Source organism: Facklamia sp. P12932 (assembly GCF_050409545.1).
Classification (GTDB): Bacteria; Bacillota; Bacilli; order Lactobacillales; family Aerococcaceae; genus Facklamia.
Genome location: NZ_JBNUPG010000006.1, coordinates 1 through 16,993, shown reverse-complemented (window position 1 = coordinate 16,993; position 16,993 = coordinate 1). Strand labels below are relative to the sequence as shown.

Below are 16,993 nucleotides of genomic sequence, written 5' to 3'. Positions count from 1 at the left end.
GTCTACCTCCTATTGGTCCAAATCACTTAAATAGTCATAGCGTTCATAAAGTTCTAGTAAGTTAGCTTCTAGAAACTCAATTTCAGTATGAAGATCCATTAGCTTACCAGCATCTTCTGAATGTTCTTCCATCAGTTTTTGCTTTTGCTCTATTTGGCTTTCTAACTCGACTATCCGTTCTTCAAGACCTTGCCATTCTTGTTTTTCATGATAGGTCATTCGCTTTTTTTTATTTAATTGAGACTTTTGAGCGTTTTCTTTGTTGGCTTGCTTACTTGGTTTTGCTTCATTCTCAATATGATTATCCTTAGTTTCTAAGTATTCTGAAAAGCTTCCCCAGTATAAGTCAAACTTCCCTTCTCCTTTTAAGACCAGTAATTGATCGACTGTCTTATCTAAAAAATAACGATCATGAGAAACAATAATCACTACGCCTTCAAAAGATTCTATATAGTCTTCTAAAGTATTTAAAGTCTCAATATCTAAGTCATTGGTTGGCTCATCCAATAAAAGAACATTGGGTTCTTGGATTAAGAGGGTTAATAAGTAAAGTCTTCTTTTTTCTCCACCAGAAAGTGACTGTATCAGTGAACCATGACTCTCTTTGGGAAAATTGAAACGCTCTAACATTTGCGCAGCCGAAACTCTTGAACCGTCTGGACGTTTGAACTGATCCGCTACTTGGGTTAAATAGCTTAAGATACGCATAGCTTGTGGCAAATCTTCATCTAATTGACGATAATAAGCGATATTGACTGTTTGTCCTAACCGACATATACCCTTTTTAAGTGGATGCAAGCCTGCCAAGCAATTTAAGAAAGTTGATTTCCCCACTCCGTTAGGACCCACAACTCCCAAACGATCGCCCTTAACAAATGTCTTAGTTAGACCGTTAATGATAATCTTATCAGCAATTTCGACTGTAAGGTCTTCTAATTCAATAATTTGATTACCCATCCGCTGTTGTGAAAAATTAAAATCAATAGCATCTTGAGATTGGTCTCTTAGGCCGATCGAATCCTTCAATTGGTTAAAGCGATCAATCCTAGCTTGTTGTTTGGTTGATCTGGCCTGAGCGCCTTGACGCATCCAGGCGAGTTCTTGTAAGTAGAGCCGATCTTGTTTTTGGGCTTGTTTGGCTTGCATTTCGATCAATTCAGCCTTTTTAGTTAAATAAGTCTGATAATTGCCTTCAAACTCAGTAATGCGTCCATATTGTAATTCAATAATTTTATTGACTGAGCGTTCTAAGAAGTAGCGATCATGAGTGACTAGTAATAAAGCACCTTTGTAAGAAGCTAAATATTTTTCCAACCATTGGATTGACTCTACGTCTAAATGATTGGTCGGCTCATCTAAAATTAAAAGATCCGGTTCAGCAATTAAGACTTGAGCGATCCCAATCCGTTTTTGCTGGCCCCCTGAACATTCTCCAACCCTTTTATTTAGATTATAGATTTTTAATTGGGTCAGAATAGACTTAGCCGATATCTCAACTTCCCAAGCAGATTTCAAGGTCATTTCATCTGATAATTTGGTGAATTGATCTTGTAAGAAATGATTGGTTGGGTCAGCCTCTAACTCCATGCGACATTTTTCATAAGTTAATAACAATTGAATATCCGCTGCTTTTGAATCATAAACCGTTTCTAGGATGGTTTTATCTGGATCTAAACGAGGGTTTTGCTCCAGATAGGCAATTTCGTATTGATTAGGGGCTTTAATTTGACCATTATCATAACTATCGATTCCTGCAATTACTCTTAAAAAAGAAGATTTTCCAGTTCCATTCGGTCCAATAAGCCCCACTCGATCACCTGTTCGGATTGAAAAATCGACTTGGTCGATCAATTGCTTCACACCATATGATTTTGATAGATTTTGTATACTTAGTTCTTTCATAGTCTCTACCCCTTTTTTACAATCAACTTATTATAGCATACAAGCAACTTATCTTGAAAAATATCAAAATCATTCAGCATTAGATAGACTAGTCTTTTTAGTAGGATAAGATATAATAATATTATCAAAATTTTAGGAGGTTATTATGAAAAATAGAGCTTGGAAATTACTTTTTACTTATATCCTTTTCTATCTTATCAGCCCCGCTATTGCTCTTGCCTTAGGTGTGGCAGAAGAGTCGATACCATGGGTTTTACTAGTCAGTATGCTAATTATTTGCTTTGTTGCTTGGTACTTGTATGGAAAATATACAATGGATCAATGGCAGCGATTACTCCAGCAAACTAGTTGGAAGAGTCTTTTAGGTAAAACTATCCTTTGCTTCTTAATTATTGGCATTGTACGTATTATCCTACTTAGTCTAATTGAGCCTTATATAGACTTGGAGGGTATGGGGGCTAATCAACAAGCCATCCAAGATTTAATTGGGAACGTTCCTAGTTATTTTACTTTCTTTATGTTAGTTATTTTTGCTCCTTTTGTGGAAGAACTAATCTTTCGTCAAGCCATCATCGGTCCCTCAGTCCACAAAGGCAAATCGTTCAAATGGTCAATGACAATCTTATCGATTTTACTATTTACAGGAGCGCACATGGCTACTTTAGCAGATGCTGTCATCTATCTTCCGTTGACTTTAGGTCTCACTTATTTTTATTGGAAGTATCAAGCCAATGTAGCGGCATCCATGAGTTTTCATTTTATCAATAATTTGATTGCTTGGATTACGCTTACTTTTTTCACCTAGTTATAGTTTTAACTAAGGTGTCCACTTGATAGGCTGATAGCCTTTTTCAATTAAAAAGGAATTGGTTTTCGAAAAAGGCTTGGATCCAAAAAAACCACGATAGGCTGCTAGGGGGCTCGGGTGACTGGACTTGATCACTCGATGCTTGGAACGATCTATCAACTTTTCAAGTGATTGTGCTTTTTTACCCCAGAGAATAAATATAAGAGAGTTTGGATGATGATTAAGGCATTGAATGATTTGGTTGGTGACGAATTCCCATCCGATTCCTTGGTGAGAGTTCGCTTCACCTGCTCTGACGGTTAACACGCGATTTAATAACAGCACTCCTTGTCTCGCCCAGTCTGACAGGTCTGTTTCTTTTCGGATAGGGACTTTGAGATCATCTGATAATTCTTTAAAAATATTTTTCAAAGAAGGAGGCACTGACTGGCCCTCATTCACTGAAAAAGCCAAGCCGTTGGCTTGATTAGGACCATGGTAAGGATCTTGTCCAATAATAACTACCTTAGTATCAAAATATGGACACAGCTCTAAAGCTTTAAAAACTTCTACTGCTGGTGGATATATGACAGCCTCTTCCTGGTTTAAATAATTGTTTAATTGATTCAGGACAAGCGATTGTTCTTGCTTGTCTAAACAAGCTGTCCAATTGGCTGCGATTTCTTTTAAATCAGCTAATTGATACATAAAAACACCTCTTTCTTTTATTATCATTGTAATTTAAAAGTATACAAGTAGAAAGCAGTTGATTTATCTTTTATAAACTAATGGTATAATTATAATAAGTATTTTATTAGGAGGTTCAAAATGAAGAGTAAGACAGAATTAAGAAAAGAAATTTTTGCAAAAAGAGCCCAACTTTCAAGTGAATATCGTCGCTTTGCCGAAGAAAAAATTTATCAACAGCTTTTCCAACTGGATGAATATAAAAAAGCAAAAAAAATGATGGTTTATTATTCTACTGATGAAGAAATGAACACTCATCCCATCATTCAAAGAGCATGGAAAGACGGAAAAACAGTGGGTATTCCTCGAGTTTTCCCTGGTCGTGTCATGGAAGCCTTAGTATATAAAGAAAATTCTCCTCTAGAAAGATCCGCTTTTGGAATCTTAGAGCCAGAAAAAATCAGTCAAAGACTTGAACCAGAAGACATCGACCTTATCATTATGCCATGCGTAACTTGCAATAACCGTGGCGAGCGCCTTGGTTATGGCGGAGGCTACTATGATCGTTACTTACTTAGAGCTAAAAATGCCTATTTAGTTCTACCTTATTATGCCCAATTACAATACGATGACATTCCTACAGAAGACCATGACAAACAAGTTGACCTGGTGGTGACTGAAGAAGGCACTTACCTTATTGATTAAAATGAAATAGATTGCATATTTTAAGATTTAAAGCTATCATAAGCATAGTAAACGTAAAGGAGTAATGGAATGAATTCACAACAATTTGAACAAATTAAAAACGGCAAAGGTTTTATCGCTGCGCTTGATCAATCTGGTGGATCCACACCAAAAGCTTTAAAGGCATACGGAGTAAACGAGGACCAATATTCAAATGAAGATGAAATGTTTGATAAAGTTCATGAAATGCGTAGACGTATCATGACTGCCCCTTCTTTTAGCAACGAAAAAATCTTAGGCGCTATTTTATTTGAACAAACAATCGATCGTGAAGTTGAAGGCAAAAAAACAGCTGACTATCTTTGGGAAGAGAAAAAAGTAGTTCCTTTCCTTAAAGTGGACTTAGGACTCATGGAAGAAGCAGATGGTGTTCAACTAATGAAACCTATCACCCTTCTTGATGAATTGTTAGAAAGAGCTAATGAGCGTCATATTTTTGGAACAAAAATGCGTTCTACTATTAATTCATATTCTGAAGTCGGAATCAAAGCAGTTGTTGATCAACAATTTGAAATTGCTAAACAAATTATTGCTGCAGGACTCGTTCCAATTATCGAACCTGAAGTAAATATTCATGCAGAAGATAAAGAAAAGATCGAAGCAAAATTAGCTGAAGAGATTCTGGCTCACTTAAACAAATTGGAAGAAAATGAATTAGTGATGCTTAAAATTACTATCCCTACTAAGCCTTCTACCTATGAAGAAATTGCCAACCATCCAAATATGGTAAGAGTCGTTGCTTTATCAGGTGGATATCCTACCGAGGAAGCTAATGCCCGCTTGAAGAAAACACCTAACTGCATCGCTTCATTCTCCCGTGCTCTTTCACAAGATTTAAGAGCCAGTCAAAGTGATGAAGAGTTCAATCAAACTATTAAAGAAGCCATCGATGGTATTTACGATGCTTCAGTTAACAAAGCTTAAATATTAGGTTTATACATAAAAAGCTAACCTCAAATGAGGTCAGCTTTTTATTTGGCTATTATTTATTCTGCTTCCATGAACTGTTCTTCATTTAATGCTACTTGAACTCGCTCTTGATTACCCATGGCTAATTTCACCTTAGCTTCAGATAAGCCTTGGATAAAAGCTTTATAGTATCTAGCTTGAACGACTAACATGTCATCAACACTCTTGGACCATATCCTTATTTTATAAATCAAACGTCCTTGTGAGTCACGAAAGACTCCTAAAAATTCTGGAGCACGTAAAATCAACTGATCATCTTGTGGCACTTTTAAATAGATTTCTTGAAGCCGAGCTTCAAGCTGATCTATATTTTGTTCAGGATAAATGAACAAATCAATATCCACACGGATACTATTGAGTGAGAGATTGGACATTTGAGTAATACTCCCGTTGGGAATGAAATGATGAATTCCATTGTAATCACGGACGACCGTATTTCTTAAACCAATGGAATAAACGGTTCCACTGTAGCCGTTAATATCTACCGCATCCCCAACATCAAATTGGTGTTCCAAGAGAATGAAGAAACCATTAACAACATCTGAGACTAAATCTTTAGCACCCAAACCAATGGCTAAACTGACAATTCCAGCCCCAGCTACTAAAGTACCAACTGGAACACCCATGATACTTAAGACCGTATAGGCTAAAAAGAAATAAAAAAGATATTGAACCAAGTTAGTCAATAAACGACTAATTGTATGATTGCGTGCTTTTTTAGCAAAGCGAATACGTGAAGACCTTTTACCCAGAAAGTAACTCTCAATCATTTTAATTAAAACTTTTTTTAAAGTGTAAAGTAGAATGACTGAGAAAATGATTTTAAATAAGCTAATCAAAATATCTTGTGATAGCTGAATAATATCAATTTCCGTTCGGAATTGTGTGACGATATCTGAAATAAAGTCCATAGCCAACCTCCTAATTTATATCCTTAAAATGAAAGTCGATTGAAAACCGATATTTTCATTCTAAAGGAATGCTATGGCTTAAGCAAGTTGACCCCTATGTCTTTACGGTAATAAATTTGATCGAGTGCTTGTTTTGATAGATACTCATAAATTTTGTCTTGTGCTAATTGCTTTGTGTCAGCTAAACAAGTAACCATGGCAATTCTTCCCCCGCTAGAAACAAGTGGGCGGTAAGAAGAAATTCCTGCATAGTAGATTTTCATAGTCTCATCCATAGAAGACTTTAATGAAAACTCAATCCCACGTGTAGGATTTTGTGGGTAACCTTCAGCAGCTAAGATAACTCCCATGCATGCTTTTTCTTCCCTCCACTCCACTTGGGTCTCACGACCATGCAGCAAGTCATTGATCAATTCTGCAAAATCTGTTTTCAATAAAGGCAAGACGACCTGGGTTTCTGGATCACCGAAACGTGCGTTAAACTCAATCACTTTTGGTCCTTCAGCTGTGTTCATTAGCCCTGTGTATAAAACACCATTAAAAGGAGTCCCCTCTTTATCCATAGCCACTAAAGTAGGCTCTACAATCGTTCGAAGGGTTTCTTGATATAGTTCTTCTGAGATATCTTCAACGGGGGCAAATGCTCCCATACCGCCTGTATTAGGCCCCAGATTACCATCTAATAAACGTTTATGATCTCTAGCTGGCAAAGAGTGGCAAACTTTACCTTTGTAAACCATTGAAAAGATTGAAAACTCTGGTCCAAGCAAACATTCTTCAATTACGATTCTTTGCTTTGCTGGATCTTTTTCAAAAGCTAATTTAATCGCATTCTCTGCCTCTTCTTTACTTAAAGCAACGGTAACTCCTTTACCTGCAGCTGGCCCATCGACTTTAACTACAATCGGAGTCGACTGGTTATTCAAATAAGCGAGTGCAGCCTCTTGCTCAGTAAAACTAGCATACTGGGCAGTTGGAATCTTATATTTTTGCATTAATTTTTTGGCAAACAATTTAGAACCTTCGATTTGAGCAGCAGCTTTACTTGGCCCAAAAGCAATTTGACCTGCTTGGGTAAAATGGTCAACAATTCCTTCAAATAAAGGACCTTCCGGACCTACAAAAGTCCAATCAATTTGTTCTTGTTTGGCAAAATTGATTAAGTCTTCAAAAGCATTCTCAGCGATGTCTACACAATTTATGCCATCTACTTTCATACCTGGATTGCCAGGAGCACAAAAAACCGATTCGACTAGGGGACTTTTTAACAAATGATAGGCAATCGCATGTTCGCGTCCTCCACTACCAATAACTAATAATTTCATGATTACCTCTTTCTCTTAATGACGGAAATGACGGACTTTGGTCGCTAACATAGCAATACCGTATTCATCGGCTTTGGCAATTACTTCCTTATCACCAATGGAACCACCGGGTTGCACAATTGCCTGAACACCATATTGATGGGCTAACTCAATTGTATCTGTCATTGGTATAAAGGCATCTGAAGCTAATACCATCTTAGAAAAGTCGGCACCTAATTCTTTAGCATGATCCAAAGCAATTTTAGCAGCTCCTACACGGTTAGTCTGACCTGCACCTACACCATAAGTCTGCTGACCATCAGCCACAACAATGGCATTTGATTTAACATGCTTAACCACTCTCCAGGCAAATGATAAAGCCGCTCTTTTTTCATTAGAAGTTGAAACTGTCCCCATTTGCTGCCATTGTTCAGAATCTTCTACTAAACTATCAGCTTCTTGAACTAAAAGTCCTCCACTTATCGAAGTTATTTCTTCAGCATCCATTGAAAGGTCATCCATGTCTAATTGAAGTACACGCACATTCACTTTTTGCTTGAGGATTTCTAAAGCTCCCTCTTCAAAAGAAGGCGCAATAATAACATCAAGAAACATGGAATGAAGCGTTTCAGCTAATTTAATTGTTAAGGTCCGATTCACAACCACAATGCCTCCAAAAATAGAAATTGGATCTGCTTGACGGCATCGATTAAAAGCTATCTCTATTGTTTCAGCAACCGCTATACCACAAGGATTCATGTGTTTAACTGCCACTGCACATGCTTGATCTGGAAATTCGCGGATCATTTTGATAGCGGCATCTGCATCGCGTAGATTATTATAAGATAAAGGCTTACCATTTAAAACTTTGGCATGAGTAATAGCATAAGAAGATGTGATTGGTTTTTGGTAGACAGCTGCTTTTTGATGAGCATTCTCACCATATCTTAAATCATACATCCGATCATAAGTTAAGGTAAGTGATTCAACTGGTGCAATTTGACCTTCTTCTTCCACTTCAGCAATTTGATTAGCCAAATAACTGGCAATCAAAGCATCATAAGCTGCCGTGTGAGCAAACACTTTTTGAGCCAATTGTTGACGAGTAACAGCCTTAGTCTGACCTTGACTTTCTAATTCTTCAATGACAACAGCATAGTCTCTTGGATCTACAACAACGGTGACAGATTGATAATTTTTAGCTGCAGAACGGATCATACTCGGTCCTCCAATATCAATCTGTTCAATTGCTTCTGCTAAAGTCACTTCTGCTTTTTTAATTGTTTGCTTAAATGGATAAAGATTAACAATAACAAAATCGATGTACTCAATTTCGTGATTCTTAACCGCTAGTTGATGGTCTTTATTATCTCTTAAAGCCAGTAAAGCTCCGTGAATTTTTGGATGCAAGGTCTTCACTCTGCCATCCATCATTTCAGGAAAATTAGTCACTTCCTCAACAGCCGTTGTCTTAAGTCCAGCTTCATCAAGAAAACGTTTGGTCCCTCCTGTTGAGATAATCTCAACTCCTTGAGCAATTAAGGCTTTCGCCATTGGTAGCAGACCTGTTTTATCCGAAACACTTATTAATGCACGTGACAATTTACTCCACTCCTTTAAGAAATTCTTTTACAACTTGAGGATATAATTGATGTTCTACTTGATGGATTTTTTCCTCAAGATCCACTAATTTTTCGCCTTCTTCAATCAAAACTTTCTTCTGACCTAAAATTCTGCCTGTATCGATTCCTTGGTCCACTAAATGAACAGTCACTCCTGTTTCTTTAACCCCAGCTCGGTAGGCATCAGCGATGCCGTGCCGACCAGGAAAAGCAGGAAGCAGTGAAGGATGAATATTGAGTATTCGATCAGGATAAGCTTCTAATAAAGGTGGACCAATGACACGCATGTAACCTGCTAATAGAATGTAATCAATCTGATAATCCTGCATCTGTATTAATAGAAAATTTTCATAGTCTTCTCGAGTATTAAAGTCTTTTGGACTGGCCACTAAAGTAGTTATGCCCAATTTGTTTGCTCTTTCCAATGCATAAGCTTGATGATAGTCTGAAAATAATAAGACAAATTCAATGTCAGGTCGATCCTGGCATGATTCCACTAAAGCCTGAAAATTAGAACCTGACCCTGATGCAAATACTGCAACTTTCATCCTTCCCCTCCTTACTAGTTGAAAATAACTTCTTTATCTCTTTTCTCAACCACTTGACCAATTTCATAGGCGTTTTCTCCAAGTTGGTCTAATCTTTGTTTTACTTCCACTACTTTTTCAACATCTACTGCTAGGACCATACCAATCCCCATGTTAAAAATTTCATACATTTCTAAGGATTCAATTTTTCCTAAAGCTTGCATTTGATTAAAGATTGGTAACACTGGCCAAGAGCCTAAATTAATCTCACAAGCTAAATCCTCTTGCATCATCCGTGGTAAGTTTTCGACAAACCCTCCACCTGTAATATGGGCTATTCCGTTAATTAAACCGGCCTTAACCAATGGCATGACCGTTTTGACATAGATTTTTGTTGGAACTAATAAAGCTTCAGCTAAGCTTTGGTCAGCGCCTTCTAAAACTGGCTCCGATAATTGATAATCATGTTGATTGAAGAAGATGTCACGGACTAAAGAGAAACCATTGGAATGAATGCCTGATGAAGCTAAACCAATTAGAACATCTCCTGCCTTGACCTGATTACCCGTAAGCAATTCTTTTTTCTCGGCTATTCCGACAGTAAATCCTGCCACATCAAAATCTTTCTCATCATACATACCAGGCATTTCAGCTGTTTCTCCACCCACTAAAGCGGCTCCTGCTTGAACACAACCTTCAGCAACCCCTGCTACTATTTGCTCGACTACTTGCGGATCATTTTTACCCACCGCAATGTAGTCAAGGAAAAATAAAGGTTCTGCACCCTGAGCCACCACATCGTTGACGCACATGGCTACACAATCGATACCAATTGTATCGTATTTTCCTGCTTGAATAGCGACCATTAATTTGGTACCGACCCCGTCTGTTCCACTTACTAAAACCGGTTCTTGATATGAAAATTTTGAAAGATCAAACGCTCCACCAAAGCCACCTAAATGAGTTAACACTTCAGGACGTATGGTTCTTTCGACATGCTTTTTCATTCTTTTAACCGCTTCATATCCAGCGTGCACGTCTACTCCTGCACGACTATAAGCATTTTCCTTCGTCAACTTATTTCCTCCTAATCATTAATCTTCAACAATGCGTTCTAATTCTGCAAGATATTCTTTTTCAAAATCATGTAGAGCTGTCGGATAATCTCCATTAAAGTATGCCATACATAATCCTTTATAAGGAGCATCTGATTGAAGGTCAATAGCCGAAACTAAACCCTCTTCACTGAGATAGGCTAATGAATCAGCATCGATAATCTTTTCAATTTCTTTTAGTGTATGGTTGGCCGCAATTAAATCGCGCGTATTCGAAATATCAATACCGTAAAAACAAGGATGTTTAAGTGCGGGTGACGCAATGCGTACATGAACTTCCTTAGCACCTGCGGCTTTTAATAAGCCAACAATTCTTTTAGACGTTGTCCCTCGAACGATGGAATCATCTACCATCACAATACGTTTTCCTTCGACAACTTTGCGGACTGCTGAAAGCTTCATCCTTACACCCCGCTCTCTTAGTTCTTGGGTTGGTTGGATAAAAGTTCGTGCAATATACTGGTTCTTAATAAGACCCATTTCATAAGGAATACCAGCTTCCTCTGCATAACCTGAGGCAGCCGAAAGTGATGAATTGGGAACACCAATTACAATATCAGCTTCGACCGGCTGTTCTTGGGCTAGTTTTTTTCCTGAATTCTTGCGAGCTGTATGTACGTTGATACCATGTATGTTCGAATCCGGTCGAGCAAAATAGATAAACTCCATCGAGCAAATAGCTTGTTGACGGCTTTCTATATAATATTCTTTTTGGATACCTTCATTATTAATGGAAACCACTTGACCTGGTTCCACATCAAATAGATAAGAAGCACCAATTTGGTCTAAAGCGCACGACTCAGAAGCCATTACATACCCACCATTAGGCATTCTTCCTACAATCAACGGTCTAAACCCATTGGGATCACACACTCCAATTAATTCTTCTTCAGTAAGGAACAGATAAGTAAAACCTCCTACCACTTGCTTTAAAGATTCTTTTAACTTTTCAATGAAGCTTTCTTTTTGAGAGCGACGAATCAAATGCATAATTACTTCACTATCAGAAGTGGTATTAAAAATAGAGCCTTTTTTCTCAAGTTCCACTTTTAAAGTGTGAGCATTGACTAAGTTTCCGTTATGAGCCATGGCAACCGGTCCATCATTGAAATGAAAGACAAGGGGTTGGATATTATTAATATCATTAAGACCGGCAGTTGCATAACGTACATGACCTAAGGCAGCATCTCCAGGTAATTCTTCTAATTTTTGACGGCGATTAAAAACTTGATTCACTAAACCAAAGTCACGATGAGCTAGCATTTCATCGCCATTAAGGACAGCAATTCCCGCCCCTTCTTGACCACGATGTTGAAGGGCATGTAGACCATAGTAAGCATCAAATGCGGCATCTTTTTGATTCCATAAACCTATTAGACCACATTCTTCATAGGGTAAATCGAATATATCATCGGTGATTTCAGTAGAGACGACTTCTTGCCCTCGGATTACTTCCCTCTTAAAAGACATGGTATAGCTTCCTCCCATAGTTGTTGCAAGTCTGAGCGTTTGGCATCAATAAATTGGTCTTTGGCTTGAATTCGAATTCGATCTTTATCGGTTACTTGACCGATTAAAGTGAAATGGTCTTTAAATTCAGCTTCAAACGCTGCTTTTTGATCAGCTCTTACAGAAACAATAAAGCGTGAACCGTTCTCTGCGAATAAATGACTAGCTGGTAGGTCCACTTTTACTTCTAGACCTAAGTCCGTATTAAATGCTGACTCCGCTAAAGCAACAGCTAATCCACCTTCAGAAAGGTCATGCGCAGAAGCAAGATATCCTTTTTGGATAGCCGCGGCAACAGTCTCCTGGTTGGCCTTTTCAGCTGCTAAATCATAGTCAAATAAAGGACCTTCGATCTTACCTAGCATCATTTTTTGTAATTCAGATCCATTAAAGGCATCTGTCGTATGACCAATCATGTAAATAGCATCTCCAGCTGCTTTAAAGAATTGAGTAGTTACTTTTTCGATATCTTTTATTAATCCAACCATACCAATCATTGGAGAAGGATAGATTGCTTGACCATTTGTCTCATTATAAAGTGATACGTTACCAGAAATAACTGGTGTATCTAATTGACGGCAGGCTGCTGCAATACCATCAGCTGATTTATCTAATTCATAAAAGACTTCTGGCTTTTCTGGGCTTCCAAAGTTTAAACAGTCAGTAATTGCTAAAGGTTTTCCACCTGAAGCTACGATATTTCTAGCTGCTTCTGCTACAGCCATTTGGCTACCAATTTCCGGATTGAGATAGATGTAACGTGAATTATAATCAGCAGTCATAGCAATCGCTTTTTTAGTGCCACGAATTCTAACCACTGCTGCGTCTGAGCCTGGCCAGACTAAAGTAGAGGTTCGAACTTGCGAGTCGAAAGTATCGTAAGCTACTTTTTTAGAAGCGACTGTTGGCTGTTGTAAGATATCTTTTAATGTTTGGGTCGCATTATCAATTTGTGGTTGGAATTGTCCCTTATCTGCCCATTCACGAATACGCTCTGGTACTTGACCTTGATTGTTATACACCGGTCCATCTCCTAGCGAATTAACTGGTAAGTTGGCTACTTCTTTACCTTGATGCATCAAGCGGTATTGACCATCCCCAGTAACTTCACCAATCACTACAGCGTCTAGATCATATTCTTTAAAGACATTGATAATTTCTTCTTCCATACCACGCTTGACACATAAAAGCATCCGTTCTTGCGATTCAGAAAGCATCATTTCATAAGGAATCATGCCCGTTTCTCTTTGAGGAACTAGGTCAAGGTTTAAAGTTACACCTGTGCCAGCTTTTTCAGCCATTTCTGAAGACGAAGAAACTAAACCAGCCGCACCCATATCTTGAATACCCACTAAAGCTTCTTTATGGTTGTAGATAACTTCTAAACAGGCTTCCATCAGGAGTTTTTCCATAAATGGGTCTCCTACTTGAATAGCTGAGCGTTCAGATTCCACTTCATCGTCAAATTCTACTGAAGCAAAAGTTGCTCCATGAATACCATCGCGCCCTGTCTTTGCTCCTACGTAAACAATAGAGTTTCCAATTCCTTGGGCTTGACCTACTTGCATATCTGCATGGTCAATTAGACCTACAGACATCGCATTTACTAAAGGGTTTCCTTTATAACAATCATCAAAAGCAATTTCACCGCCTACTGTTGGAATCCCGATTGAATTTCCATATCCAGCAATTCCGGCGACTACTTCTTCGAATAAATAGCGCATACGGTCATTATCTAACTCCCCAAATCGTAAGGAGTTCAATGATGCGATGGGACGAGCTCCCATAGAGAAGATATCTCTTAAGATACCGCCGACACCAGTTGCTGCTCCTTCATAAGGTTCAATAGCAGACGGGTGATTATGACTCTCAGCCTTAAAAACAACAGCTTGTTGGTCACCAATATCGACAATACCTGCTCCTTCACCGGGTCCTTGAAGAACTTGTGGACCATCTATTGGAAACTTCTTAAGTACTTGCTTAGAGTTTTTATAAGAACAGTGTTCAGACCACATCACAGCATAAAGGCCTGTTTCAGTAAAATTTGGTTGACGTCCTAAAATATCTTCTTTGATATGTAAGTATTCTTCATCCTTTAATCCCCAATCACGATAAATTTTACTTGTTTCTACTTCTTGAGGAGAAAGTTCCTTTAATTTAGCCATGTTGCACCGCCTTTGTTTGATAGTGATTAATCATTGATTGAAAGACTCCAATACCATCTGTACCATTAATTATTTCTTCAACTGCCCGTTCTGGGTGTGGCATCATGGCCATCACATTGCCTTCTTTATTAGAAATCCCAGCAATATTTGCAATCGAGCCATTCGGGTTTTCTCCTGCATAACGGAAAAGAATTTGGTTGTTTTCTTCTAATAATTTAAGTTCATCTTCTGAAACGACATAATTCCCCTCACCATGAGCGATTGGAACGGTAATAATCTGTCCTTCTTCATAGGCATTTGTAAAGGCAGAACCTGCATTTACAACCTCTAGAGGCTGTTTTTTTGAAACAAATTTTAAAGAAGTGTTACGAATCAAAGCACCTGGCAGAAGTCCTGCTTCTGTTAATATTTGAAACCCATTACAGATACCAATGACTAATTTGCCTTCATTAGCAAACGCTTTAACAGCTTGCATCACGTTAGAATGAGAAGCAATCGCACCACAGCGTAGATAATCACCAAATGAGAACCCGCCAGGTACTAGGACTGCATCAAAACCTTCTAAGGAATCAGCCTTATGACTAACATATTCTACTTCTTGCCCCATGACATCTTTAATAGCATGAAAGGCATCTAAATCACAGTTAGAGCCTGGGAATTGAATGACTGCAAACTTCATCCTATTCCACCTCCGTAATTGTGTAACGATAAGATTCCATTACCGGATTAGCTAAAATTTTATCACAGATTTCCTCAACTAAAGTCTCAATTTTTTCTTGTCCTTTTTCAATTTTTAATTCAAAGTATTTTCCTTGACGAATTTCTTTAACCTGGTTAACTCCCATACGATGAACAGAACCTTTAATTGCTTCACCTTGAGGGTCTAAAATTGATTCCTTATAAGTTACGAATACCTCTACTTTATACATAAGAACAACTCCTTAAATTTTAGATTTTTATGATTTATAAGACCAATTGTCAATCTTTTTTAATGTTTTTAAAATACTCTCAGGATTTTGAGCAAGCTGAGTGATGTGTCCCATCTTACGATCTTGACGCGCTTCCCCCTTACTATATAGATGGAGGTGCCAATCGGGATGATTTGGCCATTGGTCAATCACCATCTCTTGATCTTGTCCTAAAATATTTGTCATTACAACAGGAGATAATAGTTTATTTTGTGGAAGTGTCATACCGCAAATTGAGCGAATATGTAAATCAAATTGTGAATACTGACATGCTTCAATGGTATAGTGACCTGAATTATGTGGTCGAGGTGCCAATTCATTCACTAGAATTTTATCGTCGGCTAGAAACATTTCAATACAAACAATTCCAATTAAGTTCAGTTTATGGGCAATCGTTTTTGCCAGCTTAAAGGCTTGATTGGCCACTGCTTCACAAACACGAGCGGGTACAATCGACTGATGAAGAATATGATTATAGTGAATATTTTCAGACAAAGGAAAAATACGCGTTTGACCTTGTTTATTCCTTACGACCATATGGGATAACTCCATATCGAAAGGAACAAAAGCTTCTAATATACAAGGAGCTGAGTCAATAAGCTGTTTGGCTTCTTCTATATCGTCTTCGCTCTTTAACATGATTTGTCCTTTACCATCATAACCAAAGCGTCTTGTCTTCAAGACGGCTGGGTAATCTAATTGCTCAAGACCTTGCTTAAGTTCTTCATAACTACTAACTGGATAATAATCTGCAACGGGTACACCACTAGTTCTTAAAAACTCTTTTTCTGTTAAACGATCTTGAGTAAGTCTTAAAATTGAAGAACCTTGAGGAAGATATGCTCCCTCTTCTACAATTCTATTAAGCGACTCCAAAGAAATATTCTCAAATTCAAAAGTTAATACATCGACTTGATGGGCGAATTCAGCTAGACTTTTTTGATCATCGAAAGCTGCTTGACAATGAAAGTCAGCAACTTGAGAGGCTGAACAATTTTGTCCTGGATCAAAAATTCCTACGCGATATCCCATCCGCTTTGCAGATTGGGACAACATTTTGCCCAGTTGTCCGCCGCCGATAATGCCGATAGTAGAACCAGGTTTAATGTAATTATTCAAGTTCTTGCCCACTTTCTATGGACATTTGACGCATCTGTCGGTGATATTGCTCTAATTTCTGCACTAAAGAAGTATCTTGTAGACTTAAAATTCGGATAGCTAATAGGCCCGCATTTTTTGCCCCTGCCTTACCAATAGCTGTTGTTGCTACCGGAACACCACCTGGCATTTGAACAATGGATAGTAATGAGTCCAATCCATTTAAAGTAGAGCTCTTAATAGGCACACCGATAACCGGCAAGGTAGTTTGACTTGCAACCATTCCCGGTAGATGAGCAGCTCCCCCTGCACCTGCTATAATAACTTGTAGACCTCGCTTGTGAGCATCTTTAGCATAAGCAAACATTTCATCAGGCATACGATGTGCTGACACAACTTTCTTTTCAAATTCGATTCCAAATTCAGTTAGCATTTCTGTGGCTATTTTCATTGTAGGCCAGTCTGATTTTGACCCCATAATGACTCCAACCGATACCATTTCATCGCCTCCTCAAAAGCATAGTAGCACATTAAAAGTGCTTAATAAACCTCGATTCAAACAAACAAAGGCTTAATTATCTTAATGTTCGTGTTTGAATCAGAATTAAAAACTATGCTTAAGTATTTTAATGATGTGAACCTCAAAAGTTGGAGTTTGTATTTAAACGGTTAATTGAATGGTATA

Annotated in this window: 16 protein-coding genes; 3 read left to right on the top strand and 13 right to left on the bottom strand. The window is 38.1% G+C overall.

Annotated features, from left to right (window positions below):
• Window positions 1-9: 9 nt before the first annotated feature.
• Window positions 10-1,902 (bottom strand): ABC-F family ATP-binding cassette domain-containing protein, encoded by a 1,893-nt coding sequence (locus tag ACQV2P_RS04075; RefSeq protein WP_428875213.1) that lies wholly within the window; start codon window positions 1,900-1,902, stop codon window positions 10-12.
• Window positions 1,903-2,047: 145 nt separating this feature from the next.
• Between ACQV2P_RS04075 and ACQV2P_RS04070 the strand changes: the two genes are divergently transcribed.
• Window positions 2,048-2,707 carry a lysostaphin resistance A-like protein gene (locus ACQV2P_RS04070; RefSeq protein ID WP_428876260.1) on the top strand — a complete coding sequence of 220 codons (660 nt, stop codon included), beginning with the start codon at window positions 2,048-2,050 and terminating at the stop codon, window positions 2,705-2,707.
• A 12-nt stretch (window positions 2,708-2,719) separates the two neighbouring features.
• Here ACQV2P_RS04070 and ACQV2P_RS04065 read toward each other — a convergent pair whose 3' ends face one another.
• Window positions 2,720-3,397, bottom strand: coding sequence for a uracil-DNA glycosylase (locus tag ACQV2P_RS04065; protein WP_428894650.1), 678 nt, complete (start codon window positions 3,395-3,397; stop codon window positions 2,720-2,722).
• Window positions 3,398-3,517: 120 nt separating this feature from the next.
• On the opposite strand from ACQV2P_RS04065, the gene ACQV2P_RS04060 reads away from it, so the two are divergent.
• Window positions 3,518-4,081, top strand: a complete 564-nt coding sequence (locus ACQV2P_RS04060) for a 5-formyltetrahydrofolate cyclo-ligase (protein WP_428876262.1) — start codon at window positions 3,518-3,520, stop codon at window positions 4,079-4,081.
• Window positions 4,082-4,150: 69 nt separating this feature from the next.
• On the top strand, window positions 4,151-5,044 hold the full coding sequence (locus ACQV2P_RS04055) for a fructose bisphosphate aldolase (protein WP_428873435.1): 894 nt from the start codon (window positions 4,151-4,153) through the stop codon (window positions 5,042-5,044).
• Window positions 5,045-5,106: 62 nt separating this feature from the next.
• Here the strand turns inward: ACQV2P_RS04055 and ACQV2P_RS04050 are convergent, their stop codons facing one another.
• The 11 genes from ACQV2P_RS04050 to purE all read right to left on the bottom strand — a co-directional run bounded on the left by ACQV2P_RS04050 (window position 5,107) and on the right by purE (window position 16,807).
• The gene (locus ACQV2P_RS04050) at window positions 5,107-6,000 is read right to left on the bottom strand and encodes a mechanosensitive ion channel family protein (protein ID WP_428873436.1); all 894 of its coding nucleotides are present in this window, start codon (window positions 5,998-6,000) and stop codon (window positions 5,107-5,109) included.
• 71 nt (window positions 6,001-6,071) lie between these two features.
• The gene (gene purD, locus ACQV2P_RS04045; RefSeq protein ID WP_428875217.1) at window positions 6,072-7,325 is read right to left on the bottom strand and encodes a phosphoribosylamine--glycine ligase; all 1,254 of its coding nucleotides are present in this window, start codon (window positions 7,323-7,325) and stop codon (window positions 6,072-6,074) included.
• 15 nt (window positions 7,326-7,340) lie between these two features.
• Window positions 7,341-8,906, bottom strand: coding sequence for a bifunctional phosphoribosylaminoimidazolecarboxamide formyltransferase/IMP cyclohydrolase (purH, locus tag ACQV2P_RS04040; RefSeq protein WP_428881765.1), 1,566 nt, complete (start codon window positions 8,904-8,906; stop codon window positions 7,341-7,343).
• A 1-nt stretch (window position 8,907) separates the two neighbouring features.
• Window positions 8,908-9,474 (bottom strand): phosphoribosylglycinamide formyltransferase, encoded by a 567-nt coding sequence (gene purN, locus ACQV2P_RS04035; RefSeq protein WP_428873440.1) that lies wholly within the window; start codon window positions 9,472-9,474, stop codon window positions 8,908-8,910.
• Between the two features lie 14 nt (window positions 9,475-9,488).
• Window positions 9,489-10,529 carry a phosphoribosylformylglycinamidine cyclo-ligase gene (gene purM / locus ACQV2P_RS04030; protein ID WP_428873441.1) on the bottom strand — a complete coding sequence of 347 codons (1,041 nt, stop codon included), beginning with the start codon at window positions 10,527-10,529 and terminating at the stop codon, window positions 9,489-9,491.
• An 18-nt stretch (window positions 10,530-10,547) separates the two neighbouring features.
• Complete coding sequence (purF, locus tag ACQV2P_RS04025; RefSeq protein WP_428894649.1) at window positions 10,548-12,038, bottom strand: amidophosphoribosyltransferase; 1,491 nt, start codon at window positions 12,036-12,038, stop codon at window positions 10,548-10,550.
• Entirely contained in the window at window positions 12,017-14,242 is a 2,226-nt protein-coding gene (purL, locus tag ACQV2P_RS04020) for a phosphoribosylformylglycinamidine synthase subunit PurL (protein WP_428892627.1), read from the bottom strand. Before purL ends, purF begins: the two co-directional genes overlap by 22 nt.
• On the bottom strand, window positions 14,235-14,921 hold the full coding sequence (purQ, locus tag ACQV2P_RS04015; protein WP_428873445.1) for a phosphoribosylformylglycinamidine synthase subunit PurQ: 687 nt from the start codon (window positions 14,919-14,921) through the stop codon (window positions 14,235-14,237). Before purQ ends, purL begins: the two co-directional genes overlap by 8 nt.
• A gap of 1 nt (window position 14,922) precedes the next feature.
• Window positions 14,923-15,171 (bottom strand): phosphoribosylformylglycinamidine synthase subunit PurS, encoded by a 249-nt coding sequence (gene purS / locus ACQV2P_RS04010; RefSeq protein ID WP_428873447.1) that lies wholly within the window; start codon window positions 15,169-15,171, stop codon window positions 14,923-14,925.
• Between the two features lie 27 nt (window positions 15,172-15,198).
• Complete coding sequence (gene purK, locus ACQV2P_RS04005; RefSeq protein WP_428873448.1) at window positions 15,199-16,329, bottom strand: 5-(carboxyamino)imidazole ribonucleotide synthase; 1,131 nt, start codon at window positions 16,327-16,329, stop codon at window positions 15,199-15,201.
• Window positions 16,322-16,807 (bottom strand): 5-(carboxyamino)imidazole ribonucleotide mutase, encoded by a 486-nt coding sequence (gene purE / locus ACQV2P_RS04000; RefSeq protein ID WP_428881762.1) that lies wholly within the window; start codon window positions 16,805-16,807, stop codon window positions 16,322-16,324. The genes purK and purE overlap by 8 nt, the downstream gene beginning before the upstream one ends.
• Window positions 16,808-16,993: the final 186 nt, after the last annotated feature.